Source organism: Catenuloplanes nepalensis, from assembly GCF_030811575.1.
Lineage (GTDB): Bacteria > Actinomycetota > Actinomycetes > Mycobacteriales > Micromonosporaceae > Catenuloplanes > Catenuloplanes nepalensis.
In genome coordinates, this window is record NZ_JAUSRA010000001.1 from 8,820,675 (window position 1) to 8,837,438 (window position 16,764).

A 16,764-nucleotide genomic window follows, 5' to 3' on the forward strand; every position below is an offset into this window, starting at 1 on the left:
CTACTAGGAGGTGACCGTCATGGTGCAGCCGGATGATCCACGTGGGTCACTGGTCCGTCCGTATGCGGTCACTCGTGGCCGCACAGAGGCGCGCCGAGACATCGCCGTCGAGGCGATCCTTACGGCAAGCGTCGCCAATGTGCAGGAGGCGCGCTTCGCCGGACACGACAAGCACCGCATCGCCTCTCTCTGTGAGAGCAATGCGATGTCCCTGGCGGAGATCGCCGCGTACGCTCGCCTGCCGCTCGGCGTCGCACGCGTCATCGTCGCCGACATGGTTGTCGACGGTCTGCTGACCCTGCACAGTGCCGCTCCCGTTGAAGCGTATGAGGAGCGGATGGATCTCCTTGAAAGGGTGCTAAGTGGACTTCGCAGGCTTTGACCGAGCGGGGGGCCCGGAGCGGCGCAAAGAAATAACCTCCGCCAAGATCGTGATCGCCGGCGGCTTCGGCGTCGGCAAGACCACTCTTGTCGGCGCCGTCTCAGAGATCACTCCGCTGACCACGGAGGCCGTCATGACGGCGGCGGGCGTCGGCATCGACGACCCGTCGAAGGTGCCGGGTAAGGCCACCACCACCGTCGCGATGGACTTCGGCCGCATCACGATGGCCGACGACCTGATCCTGTACCTGTTCGGCACGCCCGGGCAGACCCGTTTCTGGTTCATGTGGGACGAGATCATCAAGGGTGCGGTGGGAGCGGCCGTTCTGGTCGACACCCGTCGCATCTCCGATGCGTTCGCCCCGCTGGACTACTTCGAGAACCGCAGGCTCCCCTACGTCGTGGCACTCAACCGCTTCGACGGCGCGCAGATGTACGAGATCGAGGAGGTGCGGGAGGCCCTGGCCATCCCGAACCACGTTCCTCTGGTGCTCTGCGACGCGCGTGAGCGGGAGTCGACCAAGAATGTTCTGGTGACGGTCGTCGAGCACGCCATGATCATGCTGCGGGCGCAGCGTGACCAGGGGCAGCTCGTCGGCTGAGCTTCTTCATACAGAGCGGCGGCGCGGGAGGTCCGCGCCGCCGCTTTTCAATGCCAATTCCAGATGTGTTCCAGAGCCAGAGCCAGAGCCAGATCCACAGCCAGAGCCAGAGCCAGAGCCAGAGCCAGAGCCAATTCATTTTCCCGCTTCCGGCGTGGTGCGGCCCGCATGCTCCCGCGGGCACCGGTCGTCGCTGGCGCTCCTCCCTGCCGGTGTCCGTGTGGCAAAGAGCAGGGCGGCCACCGAATCGGTGGCCGCCCTGTGATCAGCGTGTCGTGGGTGCCCTGTGATCAGCGTGTCGTGGGTGCCGCACTCATGATCAGGGCGTCCCCATGTCGTTGGAGCGACATGGGGGACGCCCTGATCATGAGGTGGTGTCGGTCAGCGGTGCGACTTGAGCCACGCGCGGATGTCCGTGACGACCTGCGCGTCCGGGTCGCGGAACTCCGGGGTGAACTTCGGGGTGATGTTCATGGTGTGCGCCATGCCCGGGTAGATGATGATCGTGTGGTCCGGGTTGCCGGCCGCACCCACGGCCGCGTCCGCGGCGATCGCGGCGCGGGCCGGCGTCTGCAGGTCGTTCTCGCCGTTGAGCAGCAGCGTCGGGCCGGCGAACCGCGGCAGCGCCTCGGTCACCGTCGGGAAGCGCGCGATGTCGGTCACGTAGTCCTGCAGGTCCTCCAGGCCGGGCACGTTCGGATAGTCGTCGATGCCACTGGCCTCGCGCAGCACCGCACCGGCCTCGGCGTCGATCGCGATCTGCCCGTCCCCGTCCGTGTCCGTGCTCGCCAGCACCTTGTCGCCGTCCAGCAGGATCGCGCGGAACTGGTCGGCCACCTCCGCAGGCTGCCCGGCCAGGCCGTCGGTCGCCTCCAGCGCGGTCAGCCGCCCGTCGGCGTCCATGTCGAACTCGTCGTGCAGCTGGAGCAGCTGCCGGCCGAAGAGCTGCAGCGTCAGCAGCGTCCGGATGTCCTTGCCGACCACGCCCATCGCGATCACGCCGGCCGGCTTCGGGATGCCGAACGCGTCCGGGTCGGCCGAGAGGTTGGCGGCCACGTTCGTACCCTCGCTGTGTCCGAGCAGGAAGATCTTGTTCGGGTCGATCCGCTTCGACGCGGCGCCGAACCGGATGGCGGCGGCGGCGTCCTGCTGGATCCGCTCGTACGGGTTCTCCGGGTTCAGCTGCGCCGGGTCGGTGCTCTCCACCGGTCCCACGTCGGTGACCCCGCGCTTGTTGAAGCGGAGCGTCGCGAAGCCCTCTCGGCTCGCGCCCTGGGCGAGCGGCACGAACGTCGCACCGCCGCCGTCCGGCAGCGTCTGGTTCATGTCGTTGCGCCCGCTGCCGTGCAGCATGACGACCAGCGGCAGGCGGCCCTTGGCCCGGCTCGGATAGGTGAGTTCGGCCTTGGTGACCCAGCCCTCGCCGAAGTCGATCTGCACCTGCTCACGCGTGATGCCGTTCCACCCGGACTGCGCGGCCGCGGAGGCGGACGGCGGCGTGCTGTCCAGGACGCCCGCGCCGGCGACGCCCACACCCCCGGCGAGCACCGCGGTGGCGGTGAGCGCGACGGTCAGTCTGCGGTACTTCCAGCCAGTAGTCATGCAGACGACGCTATGCGCGGCGTCGCCGGGCGACGATCCAGTCAGCTGGTCGATTCAGGTACAGCAGGCTGTACCGGTGGCTCAGTCGACCGGGAGCCGGTAGCCGCGCTTGACCACGGTCTGCACCACTCCCGGCGTGCCGAGACCGGCGCGCAGCCGGGCCACCGCCATCTCGACCGCGTGCTCGTCCGCGCCGCGCGGGAGCGTGCGCAGCAGCGCGGCGCGGGACAGGACGCGACCGGGCGTCGCCGCCAGCGCGCGCAGGACCGCCATCGGCGCCGGGGCCAACGGCTTGAGCTCGCCGTCGATGACCGCGGCGTGACCGCGGAGGGTGAGGACGTGGCTGCCGATCTTGAGGTTGAGCGCGCGCTGGGGAAGCTCGTCGACGAGCGTGCGGACCATGGCGCCGAGGCGGGCCCGGGCCGGTGCGATGACCGGGACGTCGTGGCGGCGCAGCGGAGCGGCGGTGACCGGCCCCACGCAGGCCGCCAGCACGTCGTTGCGCATCGCTTCGAGGACCGAGTCGGCGGACGGCCCGGCGGCGCGCAGCAGCGCGCTGACGGCCGGGGCCGAGGTGAACGTGACCGCGTCGACGAGCCGGCTGGCGATCAGGTCGACGAGGCGGTGCAGTGGGGCCGGATCGGTCGGCGGGGCCCAGCGGTAGACCGGGACCTCGATCACCCGGGCGCCGGCCGCCTCCAGCGCGTCGGAGCACTCGGGCTGGCGGTCGCCGTGTAGCTGCATCGCGATGGTCTTGCCGGCGACGCCGTACTCCTTGAGGTGCTCGACGACCTCCTCGCAGCTCTCCGAGTCGGGCGACCACTGGTCGTGCAGGCCGGCGGCGCGGATGGCACCGCGTGCCTTGGGACCGCGGGCGACCGTGTACGCGCCGGCCAGCACGGCTCGGAGCGGTTCGCCGAGCCCCCAGCCCTCGGCCGCCTCCAGCCAGCCGCGCATGCCGATGCCCGTGTTCGCCATCACGATGTCCGGCGGGGTGTCCAGGCAGGCGCGGGTCGCGGCGCGGAGCTCGGTGTCGTCGGCGATCGGGACGATGCGGAGCGCGGGCGCGAGCACGACACGGGCCCCGCGCCGCTCCAGCAGGGACGCCAGCTCGTCCCGGCGCCGGTCGGCGGTGACCCCGATCGTGAAGCCGCTGAGCTCGTCAGACATCTGCGGAGGGGGTCACGGGCGCACTCCCTGAGTAGATCAGTGGGCGAGGAGCCGCGGCGGTTCCGGCCGGTCCACCGACGGGCACGCGACGAACACGCCGTCCTCGGCGTCGACCCGCTCCCACGTCACGCCTGCGCTTATCGACCGTGCCTCCGGCCGGTCCGCGCCGCGGCTCCTCTGTGCCGGCGGGGCGGTTCGGCAGAGAACCGCGCTCGCCGGGTGCCGAACCGGGGAACCGGCTCGGCGTCACCGCCAGGTCCGTCCTCAAGCCTGGCGGTGGCTCGGTGAGGCCGGCGCACGCGCGGCGAACCTGGGGTGATGACACCCCGTCATGTCGCCTGTACGCCATTGCACCCGCCATGTCGGAAGAGTGCAGGGGGGCGGTTTCGCTCACACGTCTTGATTGTTTTGAACCTGTTAAGAGCCGCTCACGCTTCCCGATGCCCGCCGGTCAGGGGGCTGCGAACAGGCGTTTTGACCCTGGGTAGGGAGAGCGGGTATCGTTGTCTGCTGTTGTGCGATGGCTAGCGATATGCCGGTCACGTCACCGTCACCAGCCCCTGTGTCAGCCCCGAGACCGGCCCTGTGTCTGCGCCGAGATCGGCCGGGCGCAGAGCTTCTCCGTCCCGCTGCGACGTGGAAAAGAAGGTCGGGGTAATCTGGTGTTTCGCGTGCGTGCTGGATCGACGCCAAGCGCGCGACTTCAGACCGACGACGAGACAAGGTAGACCTGTGCGTACGTACAGCCCGAAGCCGGGTGAAATCGAGCGTCAGTGGCACGTCATCGACGCGTCTGACGTCGTGCTGGGCCGACTGGCCACCCACTCCGCGACTCTGCTCCGCGGTAAGCACAAGCCCACTTTCGCGCCGCACGTCGACATGGGTGACTTTGTCGTGATCATCAACGCGGGCAAGGTGGCTCTGACCGGCAACAAGCGGCAGACCAAGGTGGCGTACCGGCACTCCGGTTACCCGGGCGGCCTCAAGCAGATCAGCTACGACGAGCTGCTCGCCAAGCGCCCGGAGCGCGCGATCGAGCTCGCGGTCAAGGGCATGCTGCCCCACAACAAGCTCGGCCGTCAGCTGATCAAGAAGCTGAAGGTCTACGCCGGCGCTGAGCACCCGCACGAGGCGCAGAAGCCGGTCCCGTTCGAGATCACGCAGATCGCGCAGTAGCGCAGGCGAGAGAAGAAGCATGACTGACATCGACGAGCAGACGCCTGCCGCTGACGCGCCGGCGACCGACACCGACACCGACACCGTGGCCGTCGAGGAGACGCCCGAGGTCGTTGAGACGACGCCCGAGGCCGTCGAGGAGACGCCCGAGGCGACCGAGACGACCGAGGACGAGGCTGCTCCGGCGGCCGCGACCGCGACGCTGACCCGCGTGCCGCGCGGCGAGCGCCCGATCCAGACCGTGGGCCGCCGCAAGCAGGCCATCGTCCGGGTCCGCCTCGTGCCGGGCACCGGCAAGGTCACCTGTAACGGCCGTGACATCGAGGCCTACTTCCCGAGCAAGGTGCACCAGCAGCTCATCCGTGAGCCGCTGGTGACCACGGAGAAGACCGAGATGTTCGACGTCATCGCGAACCTGCACGGCGGCGGCATCACCGGCCAGGCCGGCGCGCTGCGCCTCGGCATCGCCCGTGCCCTCATCAGCAACGACGGCGACGACCGCCCGGCGCTGAAGAAGGCCGGCTTCCTCACCCGTGACCCGCGGGTCAAGGAGAGCAAGAAGTACGGTCTCAAGAAGGCTCGCAAGGCGCCGCAGTACTCGAAGCGCTGACCTTGCCGGTCTGACGCTGACGGCCAGGCAAACCGCCCTCGCGGGTGGTTCGCCTGGCCGTTTGCTGTTGTACGAAGTCTCCCCGCATGTAATACGCGACTGAAAGGTCGCATCACCGCCGTGCCATGAACGAGGATGCGGCGGTCGACGACGTACCACCGAGATCAGGCGAGGGAAGGACGGCAATGGGGCGGCTCTTTGGCACCGACGGCGTGCGCGGCAAGGCCAACGCGGATCTGACACCGGAGTTGGCGATGTCCGTGGCGGTCGCGGCCGCGCATGTGCTCGCCGAGGCGGACCGCAGCCACCCGCCGCTGGCGATCGTGGGCCGTGACCCCCGGGCCAGCGGCGAGATGCTGGAGGCGGCCGTGGTCGCGGGCCTGGCCAGCGCCGGGGCGACCGTGCTGAGGGTGGGCGTGCTGCCCACGCCCGGCGTGGCGTACCTGGTGGGCGAGACCAAAGCGGACTTCGGCGTGATGGTCTCCGCCTCGCACAACCCGATGCCGGACAACGGCATCAAGCTCTTCGCGGCCGGTGGGCACAAGCTGCCCGACGACATCGAGGCGAAGATCGAGGCGGCGATCGAGGCCAACAACGGCGGCTGGACCCGGCCGGTCGGCGCCGCGATCGGCCGCGTGCACGACCTGCTGGACGGCGCGGACCACTACGTGAAGCACCTGGTCGCGGCCACACCGCACCCGCTCGCGGGCATCAAGGTCGTGGTCGACTGTGCGAACGGCGCGCCCGCGGACGTGGCACCGGCCGCGTTCAGCGAGGCCGGCGCCGAGGTGGTCGTGATCAACGCGGAGCCGGACGGGCTGAACATCAACGAGGAGTGCGGCGCCACTCACCTGGAGAGCCTGCAGGCCGCGGTGGTCGAGCACGGCGCGCACCTTGGCATCGGCCTGGACGGCGACGCGGACCGCTGCCTGGCGGTCTCCGCCGCCGGCGAGGTGGTCGACGGCGACGAGATCATGGGCATTCTGGCGGTGGCCATGCGCGACGCCGGCACGCTCACGGACGACACGCTGGTCACCACCGTGATGAGCAACCTGGGCCTGCGGATCGCCATGCGTGAGGCCGGCATCCAGCTCCGCGAGACAAAGGTCGGCGACCGGTACGTGCTGGACGAGCTGCGCGCCTCCAACCTGGCGCTGGGCGGCGAGCAGAGCGGCCACGTGGTGATGCCCGCGCACGCCACCACCGGCGACGGCACGCTGACCGGCCTGCACCTGATGGCGCGGATGGCCGCGACCGGCAAGTCCCTCGCGGAGCTGGCGTCGGTGATGACGAAGCTGCCGCAGGTGCTGATCAACGTGCCGGTCTCGGACCGGGCCGCGGTCGCGGTCGCACCGGCGGTCAAGGCCGCGGTGGCCGAGGCCGAGGCCGAGCTGGGCGAGACCGGCCGGGTGCTGCTGCGCCCGTCCGGCACGGAGCAACTGGTCCGCGTCATGATCGAGGCGGCGACCGCGGAGACCGCGCAGCGCGTGGCCGAGCGGGTCGCGGACGTGGTGCGCACGGTCTAGGGCGTGCTTGGTGGACCTCGCCGCAGGCCGGCGAAGGTCCGCCAACCACGCTAGCGGGAGGGGCGTCCCCCGTGTCGTTCCCACGGCATGGGGGACACCCCGTTCACCGTCTCGGCGCCTCGGCGAAGAGCCGGCTGAACTCGAACCGGGACTGTGCGATGCCACTGCACGAGGGAGACACCGTGCCGGCGCAGCCGTCGTTGTCGCGGTTGACGGACCAGAAGCGCACGAAGCCCAGGCCGCGCTCCTCCGCGTACCGCAGGATGGTCTGTGCATCGGTCAGCGTGGTCACCGGGCCGGTGTCGTTGACGCCGATCATGGGCGTCACGCCGAGCATCCGGTTGATGTCCCGGTCCGGCCAGATCCCGGCCAGGTCCGCCGCGACCGCGTCGGTGGCCGCGGCCATCGCGTCGCCCCAGCCCACACCGGCCGGGTCGAAGTTCATCGTCATCGCGTTGACGGACAGCTCGACGCCGGCCGCCTCCGCGCTCCGCAGCAGCGTGATCGTCTCGGCGGTCAGCCCCTGCGCGGCGCCGGCCACCGGCACGGTCAGCGTGACCGAGGTGCCGCGCTCGCGCTGCAGGTCCGCGAGCGCGCCGGTGACCGTGTCCGGCGTGACCGGCCGCTCGATGTCCACGTCCAGGTCGTTGCTGCCGGCCGCGTCCAGCGCCGTTCGGTAGGCCGCGGTCAGCTCCGCGCGCGAACAGACGTTCTCCAGGTACGTGCCGGTCGCGCCGCCGGTCGACACGGTCACCTCACCGCCCAGCCGGGCGATCTCGTCCAGGTCCGCCTGCACCCGCGCCGCGTCCAGCGGCAGCGTGCCACCCCAGGCCGGCGTGCAGGATCTCGTTCGGTCCGCGACCACGAACGCGAGCGTGAAGTCGGTCTGGCCGGACTCGCGCACGGCCGCCGCGATGTCCAGCGAGCCGCTGGCGATGTCGATGTAGGGCGCCACCCGGAGCGCCGGTGCCGGCTCGTCCGAGGTGGTGCAGCCGGCCGCGAACAGGACCGGCACGAGGATGGCGAGGCGTTTCCACAGCACGCCGGGGTTCAACGACCCGGGCGGCGGCACCGTGTCTGTGAACGCCGTCACAACGCCTAAGGACGGCCGGGAACCGGTCGAGGGAAGATGGTGAGGCGCTGGTTTCTGCTCATCGGGACGCTGACGTTCGTCGTCGGACTGCTGCTGGTCAACGGCGTGGTGACGAGCCGGCTCGGTGCCGCCGACGTGCCGGTCGCGGGCAGGGCCCACCCGCCGGAGCGACATGTGGTGCTCGCCTTCGACGGCGGCCCGGACCCGGCGTTCACGCCCGCGATCCTGGGCGTGCTTGCCGAGCATGACGTGCCCGCGGTCTTCTTCATGACCGGCGCGCGTATCGCGCGGCACCCCGGCATCGTGCGCGACGTGCGGGAGGCCGGCCACCAGATCGGCATCGACACCCCCACCACGCGGTACGCGCTGGCCGGCGCCGCGAACGTCACCAGCACGCTGCTCCGCGACGTGGGGACCACGCGGGAGAGCCGGGACGGCGACCCGGACGCGACGCTGACCGACATCCGGCGTGCGGTGCTGCCGCCGGGCGGCGAGGGCGCGGTCGTGCGCTTCCAGGGCGGCGACCGGACCGCGGCCGCGCTCGACGCGGTGATCCCGGAGCTGAGGCGGGCCGGTTACACGTTCACCACGCTGCGGGACGAGCCGGTCAACCCGGCCCCCACCGGCGCGGAGCGGGCGCTCGGGCTCGGGCTGGTCGGCGCGGTGCAGGTGGCGTGGACCGCGGGGAGCTGGTTCACGGTCGCGTTGCTGATGCTCGGCGTGCTGCTGCTGGCGCGGTGCGCGTTGTTGATCTTCAAGCGGCGGGCCGGTCCCGCGGCCGGCTACGACCGCCGGGTCACCGTCGTCGTACCGGTACACAACGCCGAGGACCGCATCACGGAGGTGCTCGGCTCGTTCGGCCCGGCCGATGTGATCGTGGTCGACGACGGGTCCACCGACGGCACCGCGAAACTGGCCGAAGCCCACCCGGGCGTCACCGTGCTGCGTCAGCGGCACGCGGGCCGGGCCGCCGCGCTGAACACCGGCATCGTGCACGCCACCACGGACGTGGTGGTGCTGACGGACGGCGAGACGATCCTCGCGCCGGACACCGTGCGCGCGCTGGTGCAGCCGTTCGGCGATCCGGCGGTCGGCGCGGTCGCGGCCGACACCGGCTCCGGCGCGCGACAGCGGGCGTACGACGCGCTGCGCTGCCTGCCCACGGTCCCGGGCGCGGCCGGTGCGTACCGGCGGGAGGCGCTGCGGCAGGTCGACGGGCTCTCCGATGACACGCTCGCCGAGGACACCGACCTGACCCTCGCGGTGGTCCGGGCCGGCTGGCGGGTGGTCCACGCACCGCGGGCGCGAGTGCGGGCCCGGCCGCGTCCGCACGCCGCGGATTACGGCGACATGCAGGCGATATGGAAGCACCGGCGGGTGCTGGTCGAGTCCGGTCCCGGTGGTCGCCACGGGCGGCGAACACTGCTCGCGCTGCTGCTCTTCCACACGCTGCTGCCGCTGCTCGCGCCGCTGATCGACGTGTACCTGATCTACGGCCTGCTCTTCCTCGATCCGGCACCGACCGCGGCGATCTGGATCGGCATGCTGGCGCTCCAGGTGATCGGCGGCGGGTGGCGGGAGATCGCCCGGCGGCCGCTGACGTACCCGATGCTGATCGCGGCCTCCCGCCACGGCCACCGGCGGCCGCGGCGCACCCGCGGGCTGGAGGCGCTGATGGGTGCGCGGCTGCCCACCGGGTCGGCCGCGACTACCGTCCGGTCAGGCGCCTGACCGCCTCGTCGATGACCTCCTCGCGCTTGCAGAACGCGAACCGGACCAACGTCCGCGCGGACTCCGGGTCGTCGTAGAAGACCTGGGTGGGGATCGCCGCGACGCCGGCCCGCGCGGGCAGTTCCCGGCAGAACGCGATGCCGTCGGTGCTGTCCGGGACGCCTGCGATGTCGGCCGTGATGAAGTAGGTGCCCCGGGAGGGCAGCACGCGCAGCCCGGCGGCGGCCAGTCCGGCCGCGAGCCGGTCCCGGCGGGCCTGCAGGCCGTCCCGGAAGTCCCGGTAGTACGTGTCCGGCAGGTCCAGCGCGACCGCGACCGCGGGCTGGAACGGCGCACCGTTGACGTACGTCAGGAACTGCTTGACCCGGGTGACCGCGCTGATCAGCTCGCGGGGGCCGCTGACCCAGCCGATCTTCCAGCCGGTGCAGGAGAAGGTCTTGCCGGCCGAGGAGATGCGCAGCGTGCGCTCCCGCATGCCGTCCAGCGTGGCCAGCGGGACGTGCGGGGCCGGGCTGTCCGTGAAGACCAGGTGCTCGTAGACCTCGTCCGTGACGGCATGCACATCCCACTCACGGCACAGCGAGGCGATGAGCGACAACTCGGACGCGGTGAAGACCTTGCCGGTCGGATTGTGCGGCGAGTTGAGCAGCACCAGCCGGGTCCGGTCCGAGAACGCCGCCCGCAGCTGATCCGGATCGAACACGAAGTCCCCCGACTCGCCGGTGAAGAGGGTCACCGGCCGCCGCACCGCCCCGGCCAGCGCGATCGACGCGGCGTACGAGTCGTAGAACGGCTCGAAGCAGACCACCTCGTCGCCCGGCTCGCACAGCGCCAGGATCGTCGCCGCGATCGCCTCGGTCGCGCCCGCCGTGATCAGGATCTCGCCGTCCGGGTCGTAACCCAGATTCCAGAACCGCCGCTGGTGACGCGCGACCGCGGCGCGCAGCTCCGGGATGCCCGGGCCCGGCGGGTACTGATTCCGGCCGCCGCGCAGCGCCGCCTCCGCGGCGGCCAGCATCTCCGGCGGCCCGTCCGTGTCCGGGAAGCCCTGGCCGAGGTTGACCGCGCCCGTCCGGACCGCGAGCGCGGACATCTCCGCGAAGATCGTGGTGCCGAACGGGCGCATGCGCGCCACCAGTGGATCAGTCACCCATCTACGAAACCATGACGAACTGCGAACAGGTAGCGGTGGCGGCGTTGCCGGACGCGGTCCGCTTCACGACTTCCTTGCCGTCCAGCGTGATCCGGCAGGTGAGTTCCGAGCCGGCGGTGCCGAAGTGGATGCCGGTCACGCTCAGCAGCGGCGTCTCCGAGCCGAGCGTGAACTCCTTCCGCCACGGCAGCTTCACGTCCCGCTCGGACTTCGGTGCGGTGCCGGCCTCGGTGTACGTGATCGCGGCGTCGGCCGGGCCGCTGACCTCGTAGACCACCGTCGCGTCCGGGCTCGCGGTGACGCCGGTCCCGGTCGGGAGCAGGTCGTCCAGGTCGGGCAGCTCGGGCAGGCCGGGGATATCGAACGGGTCCTCCGTCCCCTGAGGGCTACCGGTCGGCGCCGGCCGGCTCGGCTCCGGGGCGAGGGAGGGCGGCGGCGGGAACGAGGGCAGGATGTCCTGGGCCGCGTCCCGCGCCTGGTTGAAGACCAGCACGCCGGCCACGACCGTGCCCGCGCAGAGCAGCACCACGGCCGCCACGATGACCGCGAGGATCGGCCTCAGCGAACGCTGCCGCTGCTGAGGCGGCGGCCCCATCGGCGGCTGCTGCGGGTCATAGGCCCAGTTCGCGGTGGGCGGTGGGCCGTACGGGCCGGGCGGCGGACCGTACTGCACGGGCTGCTCGGGCGCGCCCTCCGGCGGCCGGGCCCACGGGTTGGGCTGCTCGGGCTGGTGGGACGGCGGGTGGGGCTCGGTCATGGCCTCGGGGCTCCAGAATGGCGCGTCAGTCGGTCGGGGGCGGCAGCCGGGGGAGGACAACCGTGTACCAGCCTGCCCTATGCGAGCAATCGGCTTACCGACAGGTACCTGGGATGTTCTGTCCGTATAGGTCCCGCATAAATCCCCCAATCGCGCATTGTCCGTGAGCGAATACCAGGGCTTTGCGCACGCGAGTTGAGCAGAACTCAGCTACGCTGGCTCCCATGTGCGGAATCGTGGGTTACGTCGGCGACCGGCCGGCACTGAGCATCGTGTTGGACGGGCTGCGGCGTCTCGAGTACCGGGGTTATGACTCGGCGGGCGTCGCCATCGTCGGTGACGGCACGCTGCACACCGAGAAGAAGGCGGGCAAGCTCGCCAACCTGGAGAAGGCGCTGGCCGAGGGCGCGGCGAGCGGCATCACGACCGGCACCACCGGCATCGGCCACACCCGCTGGGCCACACACGGCGGACCCACCGACCGCAACGCCCACCCGCACGTCTCCCAGGACGGCCGCGTCGCGGTCATCCACAACGGCATCATCGAGAACTTCGCCCGGCTCCGCGCCGAGTTGGAGGCGCTCGGCGTCGAGTTCAGCAGCGAGACCGACACCGAGGTCGCCGCCCACCTGCTCTCCATCGCGCTCACCGAGGTCAACTCCGAGGGGCAGGCCGGCCCGCACGCGCTCGCCGAGGCGATGCGCCGCGTCTCCCGCCGGCTGGAGGGCGCGTTCACGCTGCTCGCCGTGGACACCGCGATCCCGGGCGCGGTCGTCGGCGCCCGCCGCAACTCGCCCCTCGTGGTCGGCCGCGGTGAGGGAGAGAACTACCTGGCCAGCGACGTCTCCGCGTTCATCGAGCACACCCGCGAGGCGGTCGAGCTCGGCCAGGACCAGGTCGTGCTGATCACGCCGGAGGGCATCGAGATCACCGGCTTCGACGGCACCGCGGTCGAGGGCAAGCCGTTCCACATCGACTGGGACGCGTCCGCCGCCGAGAAGGGCGGCTACGACTACTTCATGCTCAAGGAGATCGCGGAGCAGCCGCAGGCGGTCGCGGACACGCTGCTCGGCCGGCTCACCGAGGCGGGCGAGATCGTGCTCGACGAGGTCCGCCTCACCGAGCAGGACCTGCGCGACGTCGACAAGATCTTCATCGTGGCCTGCGGCACGGCGTACCACTCGGGCCTGGTCGCGAAGTACGCGATCGAGCACTGGACGCGCATTCCGTGCGAGGTCGAGACGGCCAGCGAGTTCCGCTACCGCGACCCGGTCCTGGACCGGTCCACGCTGGTCATCGCGATCTCCCAGTCCGGCGAGACGATGGACACGCTGATGGCGCTCCGGCACGCCAAGGAGCAGAAGGCGCGCGTGCTCGCGATCTGCAACACCAACGGCTCCACCATCCCGCGCGAGTCCGACGCGGTGCTCTACACGCACGGCGGCCCCGAGGTCGCGGTCGCGTCCACCAAGGCGTTCCTCACCCAGCTCGTCGCCTGCTACCTGATCGGCCTGCACCTCGCGCAGGTCCGCGGGATCAAGTACGCGGACGAGGTCGGCGCCGTCGTCCAGCAGCTCCAGGAGATGCCGGACAAGCTGCGCACCGTGCTGGAGTCGATGGAGCCGGTCCGCAAGCTCGCCCGCGACCTCGCCTCCGCGCAGCAGGTGCTGTTCATCGGCCGGCACGTCGGCTACCCGGTGGCGCTGGAGGGCGCGCTCAAGCTCAAGGAACTGGCCTACATGCATGCGGAGGGCTTCGCCGCCGGCGAGCTCAAGCACGGCCCGATCGCGCTCATCGACCAGGGCACGCCGGTCGTCTGCATCGTCCCGTCCCCGGCCGGCCGCGGCGTCCTGCACGACAAGATCGTGTCGAACATCCAGGAGATCCGCGCCCGCGGCGCCCGCACCATCGTCATCGCCGAGGAGGGCGACGACGCCGTCGTCCCCTACGCTGACGAGCTCATCCGCGTCCCGCGCACGCCCACGCTGCTGGCCCCGCTGGTCACCACGGTCCCGCTCCAGGTGCTCTCCTGCGAGATCGCCAGTTCCCGCGGCCACGACGTCGACCAGCCCCGCAACCTGGCCAAGTCGGTCACCGTCGAATAGGCAGACCCCCTGGTGAAGGCCGGTCCGCGCTCATCCGCGGGCCGGCCTTTCCATTCAAAGGCGATATTCCCGCTTCCGGCGTGGTGGCGTTCCGAGTGCTCCCGCGGGCACCGGTCGGCCGCGGGCGGCCTCCCTGTCAGTTCCGCCGCTGGTCACCACACCCCACGGGGCTCGCGTGGCTGGTTGTCATGCTCCACGCGGCCTGCGCCGCTGGTCGCCAGGCCCCACGGGGCTCGCGTGGCTGGTTGTCATGCTCCACGGGGCCTGCGCTGCTGGTCGCCAGGCCCCACGGGGCTCGCGTGGCTGGTTGTCATGCTCCACGGGGCCTGCGCCGCTGGTCGCCAGGCCCCACGTTTGCTGCTGATGTGTACAACCCGCCGGCCTTCACTGTTGGTCACCACATCCCGCGCGCTTGTCGCCGCTGGCCGTCACGGTCCGTGCGGTACCTGCCGCGGGCACCGAAGCCTCCGCGCATTTTTCGTCGGCGGGCGCTCCGCGCCCGAAATTCGGCATAAGTGCCCACGGCGCTGGTAGATCGACCCCGCCGGCGTGGGAGTCGCCGGTAGTCGGATGACCCGGCGGGTCCAACGGTCGGCCGATGCCCGAAATATTGCTCCAGTGACCCTTCGGAGTCGAGGTTCGAGCGGCGGTGGCCGTCCGGGCGCGGCGCGCCCGAAATCTCACGCTATAGAGGTTCGCCGCTGCGGAGTGCCGCTCACTTCGACGTTCAAGGCTCGGTATGGCCGGGCCGGGAGTTGATCACGTGTCGCAAATCGTTGTTATCCGGCGCTTTCAACAACGATTTGCGACACGTGATCGCTTTCAAGAGTCGCCGTCGCCGCCTTTGTGGTGATATTTCGGACAGGGCGTGGAGCTTCGTTGCGCCCTTCTCAAGATGGGCCTAAGCCGAGTGGTACCCAACCGGTGCCCGCGGGAGCACTCGGAACATGACCACGCCGGAAGCGGGAAAGGCTATTGAATGATCGTGGCGACGGCGTCGCGCAGCGCGGTCGCCACGTCGGGGGCCGTGACCGGGCCGCGTTCCGCAGCGATGCGGCCCGCGAGACCGTGCAGGTAGGCGGCCGTTACCGCGGCCCGGGTCGCCGGCAGACCCGCGGCCAGCAGCGACGCGAGCAGGCCGGCCAGCACGTCGCCGGTGCCGCCGGTGGCCAGCTCGGGCGTGCCGGTCGGATTGACCCAGGCGGTGCCGTCCGGTGCGGCGACGATCGTGCGGTCGCCCTTGAGCAGTACCACCGCGTTCATCCGGGCGGCCAGGCCGCGCGCGGCGGCCGCGCGGTCCCGGCCGGGTTCGCCGCCCAGCCGGGCGAACTCGCGGTCGTGCGGCGTGATCACCAGCGGTGCGTCGCGGTCGCGGAGCCGGTCGGCCGCGGAGCCGTCGACCAGCATGGTGAGCGCGTCCGCGTCCAGTACGACCGGCAGGTCGGTGGCGAGCACGTCGTGCAGCGCGGTGCGGGCGTCCGCGTCGGTGCCGATGCCGGAGCCGCAGAGCCAGGCCTGGACGCGGCCGGCGCCGGCGACGGAGTCCGAGCCCACCACGGACGGGTGCGCCCGGACGACCTCGGCGCGCGCGGTCCCGGCGTATCGCACCATTCCGGTCGGTCCGGCCAGTGCGCCGGCGGTGGAGAGCACGGCGGCGCCAGGATAGGTGTGTGAGCCGGTGGCGATGCCGACGACGCCCCGGTTGTACTTCTCCGAGCCGGCGCTCAGCCGGGGCCACCACTCCTCGACGTCCTCGGCGCCGGCGATCCGCAGCGCCGGTGCGGCCTGCGGCGCGATGCCGATGCCGCACAGTTCGACGTGGCCGGCGAGCGGCGCGGCCGGGCCGATCACCAGCGCCGGCTTGAGCACGCCGAACGTGACCGTGATGTCCGCCCGGACGGCCGGCCCGTCGACCGCGCCGGTGTCCACGTCGACGCCGCTGGGCACGTCGACCGCGACCATGATCGGGCGTGGCGTCCGGGCCCGCAGCGTGCCGACGATCGTGGCGGCGGGCTCGCGCAGGCCGCCGGTGGCACCGATGCCGACGATGCCGTCCATCACCAGGTCCGCGACGATCTTTTCGGACCAGCGGGTACGGACGAGGCCGCCGGACCGGCGCAGCTCGGCCAGCCCGGCCGGGTGGGCGCGGTCGGGGCTCAGCAGCAGCGCGGTGACCTGCGCGCCGCGGCGGGCCAGCAGCGCGCCCGCGAAGAGCGCGTCGCCGCCGTTGTTCCCGGCGCCGACCAGCAGCAGCACGTGGGCACCGTAGACCCGGTCCAGCAGCAGCGCGCAGCGGCGGGCCAGCCCGGCGGCGGCACGCTGCATGAGCGTGCCCTCCGGAACCTCACGCATCAGCGCCTCTTCGGCCGCCCGAACGTCGGCGACCCGCCACACGCCCCGCATGCGAACTCCTAGCTCTCGGCTACCACCATGGCGGACGCGATGCCGCCGTCGTGCGACAGGGACAGGTGCCAGCGGGTGATGCCACATTCGACGGCGGCGGCCGCGACCGTGCCGGACACGGTCAGCCACGGCCGGCCGGCCGCGTCCGAGACCACCTCGCAGTCGTGCCAGCGCAGTCCCGAGGGTGCGCCGAGCGCCTTCGCGACCGCCTCCTTCGCGGCGAACCGGGCGGCCAGCGACTCGGCCGGCCGCGGGTTGCCGGAGGAGGTGTGCCGCTCGCCCGCGGTGAACAGACGGTCCGCGAGTTGCGGCGTCCGTTCCAGCGCACGGACGAACCGCTCGACGAGCACCACGTCCATGCCGACGGAGACGATCACGTCATAGAGCCTAGTAGGGACGTCCGCAACCCCTGTGGACAACCATGCGGTACGCGCGCCGGCCGTTATCCACAGGGC

The 16,764-nt window shown here is 71.5% G+C and carries 14 protein-coding genes; 7 read left to right on the forward strand and 7 right to left on the reverse strand.

Features of this window, described 5'->3' with window-relative positions; genetic code table 11:
• Positions 1-19: 19 nt before the first annotated feature.
• Together J2S43_RS38375 and J2S43_RS38380 are read left to right on the forward strand one after the other, a co-directional pair.
• On the forward strand, positions 20-382 hold the full coding sequence (locus tag J2S43_RS38375) for a DUF742 domain-containing protein (protein ID WP_306837881.1): 363 nt from the start codon (positions 20-22) through the stop codon (positions 380-382).
• Positions 363-983, forward strand: a complete 621-nt coding sequence (locus J2S43_RS38380; RefSeq protein WP_306837883.1) for a GTP-binding protein — start codon at positions 363-365, stop codon at positions 981-983. The genes J2S43_RS38375 and J2S43_RS38380 overlap by 20 nt, the downstream gene beginning before the upstream one ends.
• 381 nt (positions 984-1,364) lie before the next feature.
• On the opposite strand, the gene J2S43_RS38385 is transcribed toward J2S43_RS38380, so the two are convergent.
• A complete protein-coding gene (locus tag J2S43_RS38385; RefSeq protein ID WP_306837885.1) occupies positions 1,365-2,585 on the reverse strand; it encodes an alpha/beta hydrolase in 1,221 nt (406 codons plus the stop codon).
• A gap of 81 nt (positions 2,586-2,666) precedes the next feature.
• Positions 2,667-3,755 (reverse strand): uroporphyrinogen-III synthase, encoded by a 1,089-nt coding sequence (locus tag J2S43_RS38390; RefSeq protein WP_306837887.1) that lies wholly within the window; start codon positions 3,753-3,755, stop codon positions 2,667-2,669.
• A gap of 732 nt (positions 3,756-4,487) precedes the next feature.
• Here J2S43_RS38390 and rplM point away from each other — a divergent pair.
• The 3 genes from rplM (at position 4,488) to glmM (ending at position 7,067) form a co-directional block, all read left to right on the forward strand.
• A complete protein-coding gene (gene rplM, locus J2S43_RS38395; RefSeq protein ID WP_306837889.1) occupies positions 4,488-4,931 on the forward strand; it encodes a 50S ribosomal protein L13 in 444 nt (147 codons plus the stop codon).
• Positions 4,932-5,133: 202 nt separating this feature from the next.
• Entirely contained in the window at positions 5,134-5,541 is a 408-nt protein-coding gene (gene rpsI / locus J2S43_RS38400; RefSeq protein ID WP_442320078.1) for a 30S ribosomal protein S9, read from the forward strand.
• A gap of 185 nt (positions 5,542-5,726) precedes the next feature.
• Entirely contained in the window at positions 5,727-7,067 is a 1,341-nt protein-coding gene (gene glmM, locus J2S43_RS38405; protein WP_306837894.1) for a phosphoglucosamine mutase, read from the forward strand.
• 103 nt (positions 7,068-7,170) lie between these two features.
• On the opposite strand, the gene J2S43_RS38410 is transcribed toward glmM, so the two are convergent.
• Complete coding sequence (locus tag J2S43_RS38410) at positions 7,171-8,160, reverse strand: glycoside hydrolase family 18 protein (RefSeq protein WP_306837895.1); 990 nt, start codon at positions 8,158-8,160, stop codon at positions 7,171-7,173.
• Positions 8,161-8,199: 39 nt separating this feature from the next.
• On the opposite strand from J2S43_RS38410, the gene J2S43_RS38415 reads away from it, so the two are divergent.
• Positions 8,200-9,891: a bifunctional polysaccharide deacetylase/glycosyltransferase family 2 protein gene (locus J2S43_RS38415; RefSeq protein WP_306837897.1), complete on the forward strand. Its 1,692-nt coding sequence runs from the start codon at positions 8,200-8,202 to the stop codon at positions 9,889-9,891.
• Here J2S43_RS38415 and J2S43_RS38420 read toward each other — a convergent pair.
• Entirely contained in the window at positions 9,869-11,017 is a 1,149-nt protein-coding gene (locus J2S43_RS38420) for a pyridoxal phosphate-dependent aminotransferase (protein WP_306839734.1), read from the reverse strand. The genes J2S43_RS38415 and J2S43_RS38420 overlap by 23 nt on opposite strands.
• Before the next feature lie 28 nt (positions 11,018-11,045).
• The gene (locus J2S43_RS38425; RefSeq protein ID WP_306837899.1) at positions 11,046-11,801 is read right to left on the reverse strand and encodes an MmpS family transport accessory protein; all 756 of its coding nucleotides are present in this window, start codon (positions 11,799-11,801) and stop codon (positions 11,046-11,048) included.
• Between the two features lie 224 nt (positions 11,802-12,025).
• On the opposite strand from J2S43_RS38425, the gene glmS reads away from it, so the two are divergent.
• Positions 12,026-13,906, forward strand: a complete 1,881-nt coding sequence (gene glmS, locus J2S43_RS38430; protein ID WP_306837901.1) for a glutamine--fructose-6-phosphate transaminase (isomerizing) — start codon at positions 12,026-12,028, stop codon at positions 13,904-13,906.
• Positions 13,907-14,878: 972 nt separating this feature from the next.
• Here the strand turns inward: glmS and J2S43_RS38435 are convergent.
• Together J2S43_RS38435 and J2S43_RS38440 are read right to left on the reverse strand one after the other, a co-directional pair.
• Entirely contained in the window at positions 14,879-16,309 is a 1,431-nt protein-coding gene (locus J2S43_RS38435) for an NAD(P)H-hydrate dehydratase (RefSeq protein ID WP_306837903.1), read from the reverse strand.
• An 8-nt stretch (positions 16,310-16,317) separates the two neighbouring features.
• Positions 16,318-16,686, reverse strand: a complete 369-nt coding sequence (locus J2S43_RS38440; RefSeq protein ID WP_306837905.1) for a holo-ACP synthase — start codon at positions 16,684-16,686, stop codon at positions 16,318-16,320.
• Positions 16,687-16,764: the final 78 nt, after the last annotated feature.

Coding starts and splice junctions, on each gene's coding strand:
- J2S43_RS38375 (WP_306837881.1), top strand. CDS start 20: ATGGTGCAGCCGGATGATCCACGTGGGTCACTGGTCCGTCCGTATGCG.
- J2S43_RS38385 (WP_306837885.1), bottom strand. CDS start 2,585: ATGACTACTGGCTGGAAGTACCGCAGACTGACCGTCGCGCTCACCGCC.
- J2S43_RS38390 (WP_306837887.1), bottom strand. CDS start 3,755: ATGTCTGACGAGCTCAGCGGCTTCACGATCGGGGTCACCGCCGACCGG.
- glmM (WP_306837894.1), top strand. CDS start 5,727: ATGGGGCGGCTCTTTGGCACCGACGGCGTGCGCGGCAAGGCCAACGCG.
- J2S43_RS38420 (WP_306839734.1), bottom strand. CDS start 11,017: ATGCGCCCGTTCGGCACCACGATCTTCGCGGAGATGTCCGCGCTCGCG.
- J2S43_RS38425 (WP_306837899.1), bottom strand. CDS start 11,801: ATGACCGAGCCCCACCCGCCGTCCCACCAGCCCGAGCAGCCCAACCCG.
- glmS (WP_306837901.1), top strand. CDS start 12,026: ATGTGCGGAATCGTGGGTTACGTCGGCGACCGGCCGGCACTGAGCATC.
- J2S43_RS38435 (WP_306837903.1), bottom strand. CDS start 16,309: ATGCGGGGCGTGTGGCGGGTCGCCGACGTTCGGGCGGCCGAAGAGGCG.